15 protein-coding genes, 1 tRNA gene and 1 pseudogene are annotated in these 16,877 nt (G+C 37.0%); 9 read left to right on the forward strand and 8 right to left on the reverse strand.

Going from position 1 to position 16,877, the window contains the following annotated elements; all coding sequences use genetic code 11:
• The first annotated feature begins 64 nt into the window (after window positions 1-64).
• Both ACG916_RS01620 and ACG916_RS01625 read left to right on the forward strand, forming a co-directional pair.
• On the forward strand, window positions 65-2,356 hold the full coding sequence (locus ACG916_RS01620; protein ID WP_419326968.1) for an McrB family protein: 2,292 nt from the start codon (window positions 65-67) through the stop codon (window positions 2,354-2,356).
• Between the two features lie 5 nt (window positions 2,357-2,361).
• Window positions 2,362-3,696 (forward strand): McrC family protein, encoded by a 1,335-nt coding sequence (locus tag ACG916_RS01625; RefSeq protein WP_419326969.1) that lies wholly within the window; start codon window positions 2,362-2,364, stop codon window positions 3,694-3,696.
• An 81-nt stretch (window positions 3,697-3,777) separates the two neighbouring features.
• Here the strand turns inward: ACG916_RS01625 and ACG916_RS01630 are convergent, their stop codons facing one another.
• The 3 genes from ACG916_RS01630 to ACG916_RS01640 form a co-directional block, all read right to left on the reverse strand.
• Window positions 3,778-4,245 (reverse strand): hypothetical protein, encoded by a 468-nt coding sequence (locus ACG916_RS01630; protein WP_419326970.1) that lies wholly within the window; start codon window positions 4,243-4,245, stop codon window positions 3,778-3,780.
• A gap of 12 nt (window positions 4,246-4,257) precedes the next feature.
• Entirely contained in the window at window positions 4,258-4,656 is a 399-nt protein-coding gene (locus tag ACG916_RS01635) for a lysozyme inhibitor LprI family protein (RefSeq protein ID WP_419326971.1), read from the reverse strand.
• Window positions 4,657-5,108: 452 nt separating this feature from the next.
• The gene (locus tag ACG916_RS01640; RefSeq protein ID WP_419326972.1) at window positions 5,109-5,411 is read right to left on the reverse strand and encodes a hypothetical protein; all 303 of its coding nucleotides are present in this window, start codon (window positions 5,409-5,411) and stop codon (window positions 5,109-5,111) included.
• Between the two features lie 215 nt (window positions 5,412-5,626).
• On the opposite strand from ACG916_RS01640, the gene ACG916_RS01645 reads away from it, so the two are divergent.
• Together ACG916_RS01645 and ACG916_RS01650 are read left to right on the forward strand one after the other, a co-directional pair.
• Entirely contained in the window at window positions 5,627-5,926 is a 300-nt protein-coding gene (locus ACG916_RS01645; protein WP_419326973.1) for a hypothetical protein, read from the forward strand.
• 59 nt (window positions 5,927-5,985) lie between these two features.
• A pseudogene (locus tag ACG916_RS01650) lies at window positions 5,986-6,204 on the forward strand (DUF932 domain-containing protein); the annotation flags it as partial.
• 216 nt (window positions 6,205-6,420) lie between these two features.
• Here the strand turns inward: ACG916_RS01650 and ACG916_RS01655 are convergent.
• Window positions 6,421-6,511: transfer RNA gene (locus ACG916_RS01655), tRNA-Ser, on the reverse strand.
• A gap of 121 nt (window positions 6,512-6,632) precedes the next feature.
• Between ACG916_RS01655 and ACG916_RS01660 the strand changes: the two genes are divergently transcribed.
• The 3 genes from ACG916_RS01660 (at window position 6,633) to ACG916_RS01670 (ending at window position 10,350) form a co-directional block, all read left to right on the forward strand.
• Window positions 6,633-8,513 carry a potassium transporter Kup gene (locus ACG916_RS01660; protein WP_004718533.1) on the forward strand — a complete coding sequence of 627 codons (1,881 nt, stop codon included), beginning with the start codon at window positions 6,633-6,635 and terminating at the stop codon, window positions 8,511-8,513.
• A 489-nt stretch (window positions 8,514-9,002) separates the two neighbouring features.
• Window positions 9,003-10,025, forward strand: coding sequence for a DNA/RNA non-specific endonuclease (locus tag ACG916_RS01665; protein ID WP_336952592.1), 1,023 nt, complete (start codon window positions 9,003-9,005; stop codon window positions 10,023-10,025).
• Between the two features lie 79 nt (window positions 10,026-10,104).
• Entirely contained in the window at window positions 10,105-10,350 is a 246-nt protein-coding gene (locus ACG916_RS01670; RefSeq protein WP_151802451.1) for a hypothetical protein, read from the forward strand.
• Between the two features lie 106 nt (window positions 10,351-10,456).
• Here the strand turns inward: ACG916_RS01670 and aqpZ are convergent, their stop codons facing one another.
• Complete coding sequence (aqpZ, locus tag ACG916_RS01675; protein ID WP_419326974.1) at window positions 10,457-11,149, reverse strand: aquaporin Z; 693 nt, start codon at window positions 11,147-11,149, stop codon at window positions 10,457-10,459.
• Between the two features lie 274 nt (window positions 11,150-11,423).
• Window positions 11,424-12,431: an AraC family transcriptional regulator gene (locus ACG916_RS01680; RefSeq protein WP_419326975.1), complete on the reverse strand. Its 1,008-nt coding sequence runs from the start codon at window positions 12,429-12,431 to the stop codon at window positions 11,424-11,426.
• Window positions 12,432-12,650: 219 nt separating this feature from the next.
• On the opposite strand from ACG916_RS01680, the gene ACG916_RS01685 reads away from it, so the two are divergent.
• Window positions 12,651-13,289 (forward strand): sterol desaturase family protein, encoded by a 639-nt coding sequence (locus tag ACG916_RS01685; protein ID WP_336952394.1) that lies wholly within the window; start codon window positions 12,651-12,653, stop codon window positions 13,287-13,289.
• Between the two features lie 705 nt (window positions 13,290-13,994).
• Here ACG916_RS01685 and ACG916_RS01690 read toward each other — a convergent pair.
• A complete protein-coding gene (locus ACG916_RS01690) occupies window positions 13,995-14,264 on the reverse strand; it encodes an oxidative damage protection protein (protein ID WP_419326976.1) in 270 nt (89 codons plus the stop codon).
• 11 nt (window positions 14,265-14,275) lie between these two features.
• Complete coding sequence (gene argH / locus ACG916_RS01695; RefSeq protein ID WP_419326977.1) at window positions 14,276-15,706, reverse strand: argininosuccinate lyase; 1,431 nt, start codon at window positions 15,704-15,706, stop codon at window positions 14,276-14,278.
• On the opposite strand from argH, the gene ACG916_RS01700 reads away from it, so the two are divergent.
• On the forward strand, window positions 15,697-16,857 hold the full coding sequence (locus tag ACG916_RS01700; protein WP_419326978.1) for a sensor histidine kinase: 1,161 nt from the start codon (window positions 15,697-15,699) through the stop codon (window positions 16,855-16,857). The two genes, argH and ACG916_RS01700, sit on opposite strands and share 10 nt — an antisense overlap.
• Window positions 16,858-16,877: the final 20 nt, after the last annotated feature.

A 16,877-nucleotide genomic window follows, 5' to 3' on the forward strand; every position in this document is an offset into this window, starting at 1 on the left:
ACCTGTCTGCTGAGTTTTTTATAATTTTGTCAGTAATGAAATAATAGTGATAGTGAATTGAAATATGGCTTTCAACGATGTACAAAACTTGTGGGATGAATTTTTAGTAAATTGGCCTCTTGAAAAAGTTCGCTCAATGACATTAGAAGAATACTCAAAGTCTGGTGATCAGAACAATTTTACATATTGGATTGAGAGAAAAACTAAACCAATTGCGAATATTCTTGGTGGTTCGGCATTTAAATTTGGTATTTATCATAGGAGTGCAACGGACGATATTGAAAATAATAAAGGTAAAATTTATCAAGATGATTATGCATGGTTAGAAAAATATGGTGATAGTAAAGAAAGTGTTTTTAATGAAGTTAAAAAGCGAATTATTCAGACAATTGAGTATGTTCAGTCTGGGAATTTAACAGCGATAGATGAGATTGATTTTTCTCCTGTTGTAAAATGGAAAATTGCATTTTTATATCAAAACCAAGAACAACCAAACATAATTTCAATTTTTTCTAGAGCTATGCTCGATTTTCTGACAGGAAATTATAAGCTTAGATATTCTGAAATATATAATCAGCTAATTCAACAAATAGGAACCCAATCACTATTAGAATATAGCTTTGATTTGGTAGAGAAATATGTAGAGGCCCATCCCAAACAAAGCCATCTCACACCAAGTGAAGTTGATGGAATTCTGAGTGTAAAATATCCTGACAAATATAAGAGTCGCCAAAAAATGACTCTGGTGACAAATGATAATGATCGAGAAATTGGATTGGTACTTGATGGAAAAAAAGCAAGTTTTTTTATCCAAGTCGATCCTGAAAATAATGGTGTATTTCAATTTGAGTTTTCTAGAAAACAGGATGGTTCAGTTGCTAAATATAGCGAAAATGATTCAAGACATTCCAGTTTAAACTCGTTGAGTGAATATTTGAAAGTTGGTTTTAAAACTTATCATATTCAGATAGATACACTTGAAGAATTTGAAAAGTTTTGTGACTGGTATGAGTCTGAAAATATATCAACTCATTCAAATTTAGCTAAAAATGAAGAAAAACATATGCAACATAGTCAAAATAATCGCCCTTTAAACCAAATTTTATTTGGCCCTGCTGGTACAGGTAAAACGTATCATACTGTTAATCACGCATTACAGATCATTGATCCTAATTTTTATGAAACGCACAAAGCACCAGAGCAACGAGACATTCTGAAACAAGAATTCCAAAAATATGTAGATAATGGTCAAATCCAATTTGTGACTTTTCATCAAAGTTTCAGTTATGAAGATTTTGTTGAAGGTATTCGTGCTGAAACAGTAGATGGAAGCTTAACTTATAAAATCCAATCTGGTGTTTTTAAAGCATTAGCCAAATCCGCAAATATTGTCGGAGCTGAGTTTAAGAAAGATCATTATATATTGTGCGCAAATGGAAGTTGCATTGATGTAAAAAAACCAAATGGAAACATCGTGACATTATCAGCTAAATTAGTTGAATTTTTACTCAGTAATGTTAAAGATCAAAAAATTACAATTGAAGATATAAGCTCTAAAAATGTCATAAATATTTTGGGCGAACATGCAATTTTAGAACCATTTATTGTTAATGGGTATAATAGCTTATTAGCATCATTAGTCGATTTTTTGATTCAACTACCAAGTCAAAATTCTGAACCAGTTGTTCTTATTATCGACGAAATTAACCGCGGTAATATCTCACGTATTTTTGGTGAGCTTATCACTCTTATTGAGGACTCTAAGCGTCAAGGGAATACTGAGGAGCTGAGTACAATTTTACCGTATTCAAAAGAACAGTTTAGCGTACCAAATAATCTTTATATTATTGGAACAATGAATAGTTCAGACCGATCATTAACAAGTTTAGATCTTGCTTTACGTCGTCGTTTTACTTTTATTGAAATGTCACCTAATCCTTCACTGTTATCAGGTGTCGAAGTACAGATTGATACTGAAGAAAAAGGTATTCAAATTGGTCACCTACTAGATATCTTAAATCGGCGTATAGAAATTTTACTTGATCGCGACCACTGTATAGGTCATGCCTATTTCATGCCATTGAAAGATAAGCCAGAATTAAGTGTTTTAAGAGAAATATTCTTACAGAAAATTATTCCATTACTGCAAGAGTATTTCTTTGATGACTGGGAGCACATTCATGCGGTTTTAAATGAAAATGGAATGCTTAAGAAAAAATACGATGCTTCAAAAGTGAGTAAGTTATTTAAAAATCAGAAATCAAATCGTGATATTTGGGAAGTGAATACTCAAGCATTCGATAATCTGAATGCGTATAAAGCGATTTATGCAGGTATTGATCTAGAAGTAGAGTAAATACAATGTATAACATCACTGTACGTGAATATGCTCGGCTCAAAAAAACAGATCAACCAGAACAGCAAAATCTGTCAATGGATTTTGCTGAAATTACACCAAGCGCATTTGAATATTTATATGAATTGAATCAAGAGCTCGCAGAACAAGGTCAGCAATTTTTAAGTTTGGGTAAAAATACATCTGAGCTTAAAATCCAAAATTTTGTTGGAGTGATTGAAACACCCTGCGGGACAGAAATTGAAATACTGCCTAAAAATGATAGCGTTTTAACCAATAGAGCACAGTCGCGTCGTCTTTTGATTAAAATGTTGAGCCAAGTCCTAAACCTACCTCAAAAAGATTCTGGTTTGGCTTCTATTGACCAATTTAAAGTTCCAGTTACAGAATGGTTTTATTTACAGTTTTTACAGGCATTGCAAAAACTGTATCAAATTGGTATTCGATTTGATTATCAAAAAACTGAGGAAGAGACTTTGTTTCTGAGAGGGCAGTTAGATACGGTCAGGCAAATACAAAAGCCAGTTACGAAACAGAACGAATTTAGTATTCGGCATGATATTTTTACGGCAAATCGAGCTGAAAATAGACTAATTCGTTCTTGTATTGATTGTATTTGTAAGCGAACTCAAAATTCAGACATTTGGCGTAAAGCACATAAATTCCATTTGTTATTTGCCGAAGTTTCGCCTGCTCAGGATGTACGGCAAGATTTTAAGCAATGGAAAAATGATCGCTTAATGTCGCACTATACTGAAATTAAGTATTGGTGTGAGATTATCTTAGGTCAACAAATACCTTTTTCTGTGAAAGGAAACAAACGTGGTAAAAGTATTTTGTTTCCGATGGAAAAGTTATTTGAAAAATATGTGGAATTCCGCTTACTCAATCAGCTTGAAAAAGGTGCAAAATTGGAATCACAAAAGTCAAGTCATTATTTAGCGAAATACGACGTTGGACAAACGACGAAGAAAATATTTAATCTGAAACCTGACTTAATGATTGAATATCTTTGCCAGCAGGAAAGTCGAAAAAAGTACCTCATCTTAGATACGAAATGGAAGTTAATTAATACCGTTGCCGATGAAAACTTTGGGTTAAAACAAAGTGACTTATATCAAATGTTTGCTTATAACCATATGTATCAAGGGCATCAGTCAGATATCGTTTTAATTTATCCTAAACATGCTCATTTTGATCAGGCACTGCAACCATTTTTATTTAATATTCATACCTCTTTAGGGGATGAGCTACAGCCTAAAATTTGGATTGTCCCTTTTGATTTGCTGTCGGACAAATTAGAAATTGGTGACTTAAATATCTCTGGACTCGTCGCTTGAGTTTTTTAGTATTTATTTGATTTTATGATAGGACAGTAAAGGTGTTAAACATCGCTTTTACTGTCTTATTACTTTATTTGCCTAATAACACTTATTTTTTGTTACGACAGAGATGAGTTCTTTTTTATAGCTATATGGATCATAAATATCCTCGATTTTACAAGCTTGACCATGACATTGAACTTGGTAATCAATATGGAATTTTTCACCAAAATTAACGCCCTGAGCTCGGACTAACCCATTGTCTAATACTGTAAATTTCATTTTGTTTAACTTTACATCAGAGTCATTGCCAGGAATGAGTAGATTACGTACCCAATCACACATTTCCCCAGAATACTTCAGTTCCAAAGCATCTCTTCGTGAAATCAGTTGTTTTAGTTCATTTGCAGAATTTTGTTTAACAATATCAATGTTTAAATATTGTTCGCTAATTTTCATAGCATATATTTTTTTGATGAAATTGATTTTTGCTAGGTCTTGCGATGTTGATTCTGCAAATGTATTTGATGCAAACAATAATAATGTGATTGAAAGTATACGATTCATAACTTTGTCCGTTTAAACAGGTCGGTAATTTGCACAAAAACTAGAAGAGCTTTCTAAACCACAATCTTGCATGTATTTAAGCTCCATGATTCTGCGGTTATTTAAATTAATCATGCATTGCGAAGACAATTGACATGCAATTGTTCCACTGCTTGAAACTTCAAATTTACATTGTTTTGTTTTATAGCTAATCCAAGTACGTTGAAGATCAAGCAATTGTTTTTGCTCATTTACGTTTAACGTATTTTTATAACTGCTATAAACTTGCATGATTTTTGGGTCAGACTTTTTAACTTCTTTGTCATAGCAATTATTGATTGAAATGGTATTGCCATGATTTCTTTCATTTTCACATAAAGCATGTGTCGCAAAAGAAACCATGAGTAATGGTAAAATAAGAAATTGTTTCATATCGGTTCCTTACAAAAATAAAATTACTTTCCACATTGAGAGCAATGCCAATTGTTGAATAAAGCTGTAGTTGGTTTGGAGAATAAATGCCAAATAAAGAGTAAAAGCCAAACCCAAAACCAAAATGTTAAAGTGATACAAAATAAAAATATATGCATCACCCAGCTCATTTGTTTAGTGTTTTTCTGGTGTAATGTACTGTGACCACAGTTCTTGCACCTTTTCAATTTTTGAGAAATTACTCGTGCCATAATGTGTATGAAATAGTGGGATTGGTTGTATTTAAATAAATTTGTCTGACAAGTCGTGTCAATTTTGAAATTATTATTTTTACAAACGATGTTGATACAACACTCCTTGATCTCTATCAGCTTTAAATACAATGCGTACGTACAATATGTATGAGGAGGAGAAAATCCCAACTCCTTCTCATTCAATCAATTTTTGTAAGATTACTCATCAGGAGGGTAAACTTTTCCACTGTTACTCGCAGGTGCAACCATAGATTTCACCCATGCCTGAGATAAAAATTCTGGCTTATCTTGAATTTGAGTTGATTGTGCAGTTGTTGGATTTTTCTGTTGCTTGAGAGTTTTTAAGGGCTTTGTGTAAGACAACATTATTTGAAGTGCAAGTTGTTCGTCCAAGATCCCCTTAGAAACTCTTTCTAATTTACCTGAGCGAGTTGCATGTCTGATTTGATATTCGGTGAATCCATATTTTTCACGAAAGTCCTTGATTTGAATTTGAGCCATAATTTTAAAGTCACTGTTGTATTTTTTCTTATCGTACAAATTTCATTAAATGAATCAATAGAATAATGACACTCTACTTAATCCTATTCCAAATAATTTCAAATACATAACATCCTAATGAGAATCATGAAGCTCTTTTGAGATCACATGAAAAATATGACACAAGCCTGCCATCGTGCAGGCTTTTTTATGCCCCAAATTTAAGGAGTCGAGCCATGAGCTTAAGCTGTCCCTTTTGTCATTCAACGAATGTGATGTTGGTTGAAGTAAGTACGCAACAAACAAGTACAGCCCTATCCAATTTGGTCACACCGACCACATTAGCTGCATTAGGAACTACAGTCGCAAAGACATTCAATCTACCGCCGATTATTGGTGGAATCGCAGGAACGTTTTTGGGAGGTATGTTGGGCAGTGTGTTGAATTCATTTACTGAACAAAGCACATCACCACAACAAAATTTGTGCTTCTGCCTCAACTGCTACCAGAAGTTTCCAAGTCATCTACTGCATTAAAGATTGATCGGTATCAATACAGATTCAAATTTCATTTTCAAATTAAAAGGAATAAAACCATGGCACATCAACTTGAACAAATGGCGTATGTCGGTGAAACCCCTTGGCATGGACTCGGCAATCAACTGACACAAAACCAACCGATTGACGTCTGGGCACAACAAGCAGGCATGGATTGGCGGATTGAATCCTCCGATGTCAGTTACATGGCACAGAATGAAAAAGGGCAAAGCATCATCATGCCTTTTTCATCAGCGTATTTGGTTTTCTTTTCTGAGGGCTTTATTTTTCTGACTTGAGCATCTGTAAGCATGGTAATGATTCCGCAGAATTGGGGGTATAATTTTAAGGGTGAAAGATTATACCCCCCAGTTATACCCCCAACTATATCAAGCTTTCAATAGATCAAGTAGATTGTATGAGATGTAAAAAAAGCCTGAATCCTTTAGATTTAAGCTTTTTTAGACCTTACGAGATTCCATAAGAATTGAATTTGGCGGTGAAAGAGGGATTCGAACCCTCGATACGCTATAAACGTATACACACTTTCCAGGCGTGCTCCTTAAGCCACTCGGACACTTCACCAAGGCGTGGGATAATAACCAAAAAAAAGATTTCTGCCAAGCAACAATTGATTTAGAGCAAAAAAAATTTCACAGTGATATGATTGCGCAAAAATAGTGTCTAAATTTTTGAAGACGAATCTATGCAAAGTACTGCAAAAAAAGCCGCGTTACCTGCGATCACACTCGCAGCATTAGGGGTGGTATTTGGAGACATCGGAACCAGTCCCTTGTACGCCCTACGCCAATGTTTTCTGACTGCACACATTGCCATCACCGAAGCGACCGTGCTTGGGATCTTGTCACTGATTTTCTGGTGCATGATGCTCACCATCAGCTTTAAATATGTCACCATTATCATGCGAGCAGATAACAATGGTGAAGGTGGTATCATGTCCTTGCTGGCGCTGAACTTACGATCTAATCGTATCGCAGATAATCGCAAAATCTACTTAATTGCCTTGGGATTTATTGGCGCATCGCTGTTTTTCGGTGATGGCATTATTACCCCGGCAATTTCAGTACTTTCAGCCATTGAAGGGCTGAGTATTGCAACACCTATGTTTAATAAATGGCTGATGCCTTTAGCAATCGGCATTCTTACCGCACTGTTTCTGGTGCAAAGACATGGTACGGGAACCATGGGTAAGTTTTTTGGTCCAATCACTCTAACTTGGTTTGCCTCTATCGGTCTAATCGGTATTCATAGTATTAGCCAAACTCCTTATGTTTTAAGCATGCTCAGTCCACATTGGGCACTGAACTTTATTTTTCACCAACCCTTTGTGGCTTTTTTAACCATGGGTGCGGTGATTTTGACGGTGACGGGTGGTGAAGCACTCTATGCAGATATGGGGCATTTTGGACGACTGCCGATTCGTTTAGGCTGGTTTATCATTGTGCTGCCTTGTCTGCTATTAAATTATGCAGGGCAAGGTGCGTTATTACTGCGTAATCCAAGTGCGATTGAAAACCCATTCTATTTGCTTGTACCTGAGTGGGGCTTATACCCCATGATTGCCTTAGCTACAGCGGCAGCGGTGATTGCCTCACAAGCGGTGATTACTGGTGTGTTTTCAATGGCAAACCAAGCCATTCAGCTACGCTATTTGCCAAGATTAACTGTGCATCACACTTCTGATGTGGAACAAGGTCAGATTTATTTGCCCTTTATCAACTGGATACTCTATGTCTCGATTCTTTTGTTGATTGTGATTTTCCAAAACAGTGCCAATCTTGCCAATGCTTATGGTGTAGCGGTTACCATGACCATGCTATGCGATACGATTTTGATTTCAATCTTGGCCTATGGTTTTTGGCGTTGGCCAAAGTGGAAAGTGGCATTATTCGCGATCCCATTTTTAGTGATTGATAGTATTTTTATTGGGTCAACTTCATTAAAAATCATTTCAGGTGGATGGGTTCCGATCCTGATCGGTGCAATCGTATTTACTATTCTGATGACGTGGAAAACAGGGCGAGAAATTGTCTTTAACCGTTTGGAAAAAGATGCCTTGCCGTTGGATCTCTTTATTAAAAGTGTCAGCTTGAGTGATGAAACTCAGTTTGTACCCGGTCAAGCGGTATTCTTAACTGGTAACCCAAATATTGTCCCACATGCGATGTTGCACAATATCAAGCACAATAAAGTCCTGCATGAACGCAATATCATGGTGACAGTGATTACCCGTGATGTTCCGTATGTGCCAGACCAAGAAAGAATCCGTGTTGAAGTCTTAGATAAGCGCTTCCAACGGGTTTTTGTTTACTATGGCTTTAAGGATCAACCTGATATTCCAAACGCGCTAGAGTTGGCTTATAAGCAGCTTGAAGTTGAATTTGACATGATGCATATCAGCTTCTTCATCTCACGTGATCGTTTGATTCATACCGTGGGTGATGGAATGGCGCCATGGCGTGAAAAACTTTTTATTTCAATGCAACGTAATACCAGTCCGGTGAGTGATTTCTATCAAATCCCGCCAAACCGTGTGGTGGAAATGGGCAGCCAGATCGAAATCTAAATTCATATCAATCAAAAGCCAGAAGTCATTCTGGCTTTTTTTTGCCCATGGGTTTTATGGGCTGATATTACACTGACACAGTATCAAATCCTTTAGAATGCTCAGTTTGAATGCTTTTATCATTCAATTCTCCCCAGCAAATCATGAGACATCCGCATAAAACGATCCTATACGACAAATTGTGTCGCAAGGCTGTCGAACAACACTGCGCAACATGACATAATCATGATCACAAGTGCGATAAAGCATCTGTAAGATATTTGATTTTCTAGCATTTTTTATGAAATAAACAATAAATTGTTACATGGAATGTTGTTTAGTTAAGCATAAATCGTAGAAGCTTTACTCGGTTGAAGGTCGACACAATATCTTTCAGTTTATTGACTTGTTAAGCTATTTAAATTCAAAAACTTAATCTGTAAGGGTTTTGAGTGGATTGTTTATTTAACCTTGTTTAGGAAGCCTTTGTTGAAAAATTCAGTAGTTAAAATGGTTTTGGGTGTTGTTGCTACTGGAAGTTTTGCGATTGCGTTTGGCCAAGAGAAAATTTTTCAGTTACTGCCGTTTACCCAAAGTAGTACCAATAACTCTGTGTGTTTAAATCAGTTCTATCGAGAGCAACCACCTGTTCTAATCAAAGAAAGTTTAAAGAAAAACAGTTATCCCTTATGTTTTAATGGGTTTAATGTGATGTATTCGGGGATTTCAAAAACGCCGTTATGGACAGCAGAATATTTATCTCCACAGCGCTTAAGCCAAAAGATTAAACGTGAAGATAATTTCCACGAAGAGCCACGTGTAAACGTTACACATCGTGCATTATTATCGGATTATCGTGGTTCAGGCTATGACCGTGGTCATATGTCACCCAATGCCGATATGCCCAATAAAGAATCACAGTTCGACAGCTTTTCTTTAGCCAATATGGTCCCGCAAGCTGCTAAAAATAACCAACAAGTTTGGCGTGAGTTAGAAGAAGCAACTCGTGCAATTGTGACCAAGCAAAAGAAAGATGTGTATGTGGTTACTGGCCCAGTCTTTTCAGGAAAAAAACTAAAAACCATTGGAAAGGGGGTGATTGTTCCAACCGCAATCTACAAAGCGATTTACTTGCCTAAACATGGGATCATTGGTGCGTACTATGCGCCAAATAATGATTCACTTCAGGTTAAAGTGGTCAGCGTATGCTATTTAGAAGAGCAGTTGGGAATGAATTTATTTCCACAACTGACCGAAGAACAAAAGCGCAATACGTATAAATTGCCTTTGAACGCAAAGCAGGTCAAGGTCAATAAAGAAATTGAATATTCACATTGGGATGCGGAAAGCCAATGTGCAGAAGAGGTCAGTCAGGATAAAATCACTGCACTGCAAAAGCACTTCCAACCCAAAAGTGGTTCAACAGCTACATCGGATATGCAATTGCCGAAAGTCGATCCTGAAACCAAAGATGCCTTGGTGAAACAATTGGTTGAAGCGTTGTTGCAATATATTTTACAAATTTTGAAATAATTCAGCGCAGATGGTGCAGTATCTTTTGAGAATCTATTTATACTGTGAATAAGATCGAAAAAAATTGAGAAAATTAAAAATGTTTAAACCGTTTGAGAATGGCACCGAATCACATTCAATTCATGATTTAACCTTAGAAAATCAAACTGACTGTGTCAGTATTTATGGCAACTTACAGATCACCAAAGATCAAGCAGGCTTAAAAGCGGCTAAGCTTTTACAAAGCTATCTCAATGATGTGGTGGCAAGTTTAGAGAAGCAAAGTGATCTACCAGAACAGCTCGCGCGTCAAAGTGAAGGCGAAATAGAAAATCCATTTCTTTAAAGACTATCCTTATTTTTAAATGATTTTCTAATCAATTGCTTTCTAAGTCATTCGCTTATAAGTAAAAAACCTGCCGAAGCAGGATTTTTTTACATTGAAAATCTATTTAGGATTGAGGCTCATTACCCACAACCTTATAAATCAGTGCCCCAATGATTGCACCGACAATTGGTGCTACCCAGAATAACCATAATTGACTCAGTGCTGCTGTTTCAGCAAATAAAGCCACAGCGGTACTACGGGCTGGATTAACTGAAGTATTGGTGACAGGGATACTAATTAAGTGAATCAAAGTAAGTGCTAAACCGATGGCAATCGGAGCAAAGCCAGCAGGTGCACGTTTGTCTGTTGAACCGAGAATAACAATTAAGAAAAAGGCGGTTAATACGATTTCAATCAATAAAGCAGAGACTAAAGAATATTTTCCAGGGGATAAATCACCAAAACCATTGCTGGCGAATCCGCCAGTTCCCGTGAATCCCGCCTGACCTTGTAGGATTAAATACAAAACAAATGCGGCCAAAATACCACCGATGACTTGAGCAATAATATAAGGCGCTAAGTCTTTGGCATTAAAACGACCACCTACCCATAAGCCCACACTTACCGCAGGGTTAAAATGCCCGCCTGAGATATGCCCTAAAGCAAAAGCGCCTGTGAGTACGGTTAAACCGAATGCCAGTGCGACACCAGCAAAACCGATGCCCAGTTCTGGAAAAGCAGCGGCAAATATTGCGCTACCACATCCTCCAAACACCAGCCAAAAGGTTCCGATAAATTCTGCGAGATATTTATTCATATTGATTCCTAAATTATTTTTTTGAACGGAATGGGTTATGTGGCTATTTTTAAATAGTTGATAACCTTGGAGTGGGTACAACTTTTATTTTCTCTATAAAGATAATAGTCTAAAAATATGAAAATAAAATCACAAATAAAAAATATTCATATCAATATCGGTGAATGTTCTGATTTTTATTTTAAAAAATTATATTTTACAGAATCTTAACTTTAAGAGGCTAATCGTGAGAATGGAGGAATATGCTGTTTTTAGCTATAAATTTAATACACAATTACTTAAATTCTCGGTGCTGAATCCGCCATTGTTGTGGTGTTAAGCCTGTCCATTGTTTAAAAGCACGTTGGAAAGCACTTTGTTCTGAGTAGCTGAGAAGCAGGGCGATTTCATGTAGACCTAAATGTGGATCTTGTAAATACTGAAAGGCTAATAATTGACGGACATCCTGAACACGTTGTTGGTAGGTGGTATTTTGACTTTGTAGATGACGCTGTAACTGACGTATCGACATATTCAGTTGTTTAGCAATGGTTTCAATCTGATAATTATTTTTTTGTAATCCCAATAAAATACTTTGTTGTAAGCGCTCATCTAGTTGGGTGGCATTGGGCAAGCTTGCAAGTAAAGCTTGCGCTTGCTGCATCAGTAGTTTTTGCAGAGTTTGATCACTGCGTTTAAAGGAAATCGCGAGTGCGCTAATGGGAAAAATCAGTTCGACCTTTTCTTGTTGAAAGAGCACAGGACACTTAAAGAACGCTTGATACACCATTCCATTTTTAGGTTGATGATGAATAAAATTAACCTGATAGAGACTGATGTCATCTGATATAAATTGTCTTAAAAACTGAATCAATACAGCCATCGCAATTTCATCAGTAATTTGAGTGGTTAAATGCGTAGGTAGATTTTCCCAGCGGACTGAGATGTGCTGTTCATCATAATATTCAACCTTGAGTGGGCTTCCATCATAAATCAATCGATGAAAATCATGATAACGGGTAAGTGCCTCCCCGAGCGTGTCACAAGATTGTGCAATATAGGCAATGATGCCAATATGTTTAGGTTGTACATGTTTAGAGATGTCTAGACCCAAAGCTGGGCTTTGTACTTGCGCTTGTATGTCATCCAAAATCTCACGCCAAACGGTATATTCAAAGCGTTCAACATTTTGAACCTGTTGTAATTTGGATGAAATCTTTAGACCTTTAGCTTCACTAAAAGTATAGAGTAATTGTCCAAGCCCCCCATATACGGAGCCAGCATAGTCCTTTAATTGCATCATTTACACATCTTGTTATTGTGTGATCTACGTCAGCTGTAGTTTAAGCATCCTACTATTTTAAACGAGTTTAAATAAGACAAACAAGCGCCGCTGAGTGGATTCAAGTGGATTTGTCGATACTATTTTAATTTGTCGTAATTTGTCAATGAAAACACTTTTTGATGTCAATACCTATTTCCCAGCATGTTTTATATTCACAATAAGCAAGAGGGATTAAATATGTTAAAAGGTTTTTTAGTTGGATTGGTCGTCGCAAATGGTTTTGAATGGGTTGCGCATAACTATATTTTACATGGTCAACATCGCCCAGGAAAACCACGTTTTAGTCCAGTGCCACGCAGTATGAAATCACATTGGGAACACCATCGTGAAGTTCGTAAACAGGATTTTCATGATGATGGCTATGTAGAAGGGATTTCAAATTGGCGAACCAAGAATGAAATCGTTTCTTTGGCGGTCGTCGCTGGTGCGGCAAGTTTGATTTTCTACCCAATTTCGAAAGGAATGGTTGCGGCATCTATTTATAGTGCATGTAATTATTATTATATCCATCGCCGTGCACATTTAGAGCCTGAGTGGGCGATGAAGAAAATTCCTTGGCATTATGATCACCACATGAACTCGAATCAAGATGCGAACTGGTGTGTCACCAAGCCTTGGTTTGATTACCTGATGGGGACACGGGTGATTTCTTCTGCGGATTTGCAAGAACAGAATCCTTTAGGTGTGAAATTGCCTCAGCCAATCGCAAACTGGTTATCATCCAGCATAGAAAAATATTTTCCAGCCAAATGGGTAGAGAAAAAACCACTATTGGTTGAAGAAAATACAGATAAGCTGAACGATTCTGTAGCTTAGTTTGGATGTTGTTTGGTGAGCGACATTGTGTTTTCTGATCAGTTTGAAAATTGAGTTAAACGAACGGGATGTGTGCTGTAAAAATTATAATTTGTCGTGATTGGTCAGTATTTTCGGTATCTTTGGTCAATATTACGCAATAACATCTCTGTATATTGATTGCACAGCATGTACCCACTGAAGTATTTAAAGTTTATAGGAGTCTCCAAGACTCCTTTTTTTATGCATGGAGATATACCAACAATACATAACCTGAGTTCGATATAAAACTCTTGATGAAATATGATACTCGGAAACGTCATTCGCAACTGTCTGAGGCAGGACTTCATTGATAAAGAGTTGTTTCTGCGATTCATTGAATGAGTTGCTGGTGGTCGACGAGTTTTGCGGTGAGCAGCGATGTAGCTGCGCAAGATGGTTACCCTTGCGGAGCTTAACTCCTCATATCGAAACAAAAGTAGGGCGAGCCGCAGGCTGATCCAGAAATTGGATGAAAGCTCAGCAAGACTCCGCCAAGATTATTTTTTTCAATAAGTTAAAGGTGTAATAAGGTCGAGCCCACGTTACATACGATTAAATTTATAAGCTCATGTGATCGCGTCATCTTGTACGATGAAGCAATAAAAAAATCCCCTGACGGGGATTTTTTAGATGGGCATAAGAAGCACATCACTTTAGGATTTTTGCCTTGTGAGGCTTTGGTTATTACTCAGGCTTTAAGCCTTCCGCCATTTCCAGTGATTGATCATTATCCAAAAATTTTTCACGCTGTTCTTCTAAAAACTTTTTTGCATCTGGTTCAAACACGTTTAAACGTTTTTCATTGATTAACGTGGTTTGGTGTTTTAACCATTCTTGCCAAGCTTGTTTAGAAACTGTGTCAAATATCACTTGACCCTTTGGACCTGGAAAGGGTGCAAAGTCTAAACCTTCTAACTCTTTTTGATATTTACGGCAAAATACTTGTCGACTCATATCAAAACTCCTTATGCATAAAGTTTTTCTAAACGGATATAAGCGCGTTCAATTGCAGTAGCAACCTGTGCCGGCGCAGTACCACCAATATGATTACGCGCATTGACAGATGCTTCAAGGGTTAATGCTTTTTCAAACACATCTGCTTGAATTAAATCTGAGAATTGTTGTAATTGCTCAAGGCTTAACTCAGAAAGATCTTTCGATTCTTGCACACCTAACGCCACGGCTTTACCTACGATTTCATGTGCATCACGGAAAGCAACGCCATTTTTTACAAGGTAATCAGCCAAGTCTGTTGCAGTAGAGAAACCACGTAAAGCCGCTTCACGCATGATTTCAATATTCGGTACAAGTGCAGGAATCATATCTGCAAAAGCCATCAATGAACCACGCACTGTATCAATGGCATCAAACAAAGGCTCTTTGTCTTCTTGGTTGTCTTTGTTATAGGCCAAAGGTTGACCTTTCATGAGGGTGAGCAGGCTCATTAAGTCGCCATAGACACGGCCAGTTTTACCACGAATCAGTTCAGGAACATCTGGGTTTTTCTTTTGTGGCATGATAGATGAGCCAGTACAGAAGCGGTCAGGAATATTCACAAACTTAAATTGTGCAGAAGTCCAAAGAATCATTTCTTCTGACATACGTGATAAATGCATCATGATTAAAGATGCAGCAGCATTGAATTCAATCGCAAAGTCACGATCAGATACCGCATCTAAAGAATTTTCAGCAACGGCTTCAAAGTTTAACAATTCCGCAGTATAAGCACGATCAATAGGATACGTTGTTCCAGCAAGCGCAGCTGAACCTAAAGGCATACGGTTGACACGTTTACGGCAGTCAATTAAACGCTCAGAGTCACGCACCAACATTTCAAACCACGCCATCAAATGATGACCAAAAGTCACAGGTTGTGCAGTCTGTAAATGGGTAAAGCCAGGCATGATGGTGTCAGTATTCTTCGCTGCTAAGCCCAAGATGCCTTTTTGTAATTTTTCCAGTAAAGTTAAAATCGCATCAATTTCGTCACGAACATATAAACGGATGTCTGTGGCAACTTGGTCATTACGGCTACGACCAGTATGCAATTTTTTACCTGCAATCCCGATACGTTGAGTTAAACGAGATTCGATATTCATGTGCACATCTTCTAAATCAATGCGCCATTCAAATTGACCTGCTTCAATTTCAGTTTTAATTGTGTTTAAACCATTGATAATGTCATCACGTTCTTGTTCTGTAAGGACACCAACTTTTGCTAACATAGTCGCATGTGCGATAGATCCAGCAATATCTTGTTTATAAAAACGTTGGTCAAATTGAACCGATGCAGTAAATTCAGCAACAAAAGCATCAGTAGCTTCAGAGAAACGACCGCCCCACATGCCTGAAGTTTGGGCTTGTGACGGATTAGAGGAATTAGAAGATGTGGTCATATCGGCTCAGTAGGAAAAAAAGCAGTAGAACTAAACGCAGTATAACAAATTCAGCCTCACTTGCCGAAGTAAAGCGCAATCATTCGTCAATAAAATCTGGGCGTGGTTTTTATCAGTCTTATTTTTTTAGCAAAATGGGCCATCGTAAGTATTTATTCGAATTGTTTATCTCTAGTAATGTGTTGGCTTTTTTATTAGCCCTGGCAGAAGCACAATCATGGGGCAATTTAAACCTTTGGCATGTTTTAGAATATATTTTATATATTAATTGGGTATTATTGGCTTTTGCGGCTTTTCAGGATGTATTTGAAAAAAGGCTATCGCAGTATACCTATTTATCTATTTCAATATTCAGTTTTATACTTTTACAGGTGATCGTGCTGTGCACAACGCTGGTTTTAAATATTATTCATTATTGGGGAACGCATTTTTCTTTACAAAATATTTCCATAACTGACATTTCACATAATCTTATTTTGCATGTCAGTTATGGGGTATTGCTGGGCGCATTTTGTTTACGTTACCTGTATATACGCGAACAAGCTGTATTACAGCAAAATAGTGAACTCAATGCGCGTATTCAGGCCATGCAAGCCCGAATTCATCCCCATTTTTTATTCAATAGTTTAAATAGTGTGGTGAGTTTAATTGCAATTGATCCTGATAAAGCTGAACAAATGCTGATAGATTTATCTAAATTGTTTAGAGCAAGTTTTCAAGAGTTAAAGTTGGTCAGCCTAAAAGAAGAAATACAATTATCTCAACAATACATTGCAATAGAGCAGATTCGTTTAGGTGATCGTTTAAATGTGGAATGGAATATCCAACAACCTTTGTTATTAGATCAGGTCAAAATTCCCTTATTAACCTTACAGCCTTTAATTGAAAATAGTATTTTTCACGGGGTAGAGAAAAAGATTATCGATGCCAAGATCGGGATACTGGTTGAAATATTGCAAAATCAAGTCAACATAGTCATTACCAACCCATTTTTACAAGATAGAATAAAAGTGCGAGAAGGGCATGGAATTGCTTTAGAAAATGTAAAACAGCGTTTAAAAGCACATTTTGGCGATTCTGTTTATTTTCGAAATTATGCAGGGAATGGATTATTTACAATGGTAATTCAATATCAGTATAAAAATAGATGATTGGGAAATTCATTAAAATA

Origin of the sequence: Acinetobacter legionensis, from assembly GCF_048552295.1 — a bacterium.
Classification (GTDB): domain Bacteria; phylum Pseudomonadota; class Gammaproteobacteria; order Pseudomonadales; family Moraxellaceae; genus Acinetobacter.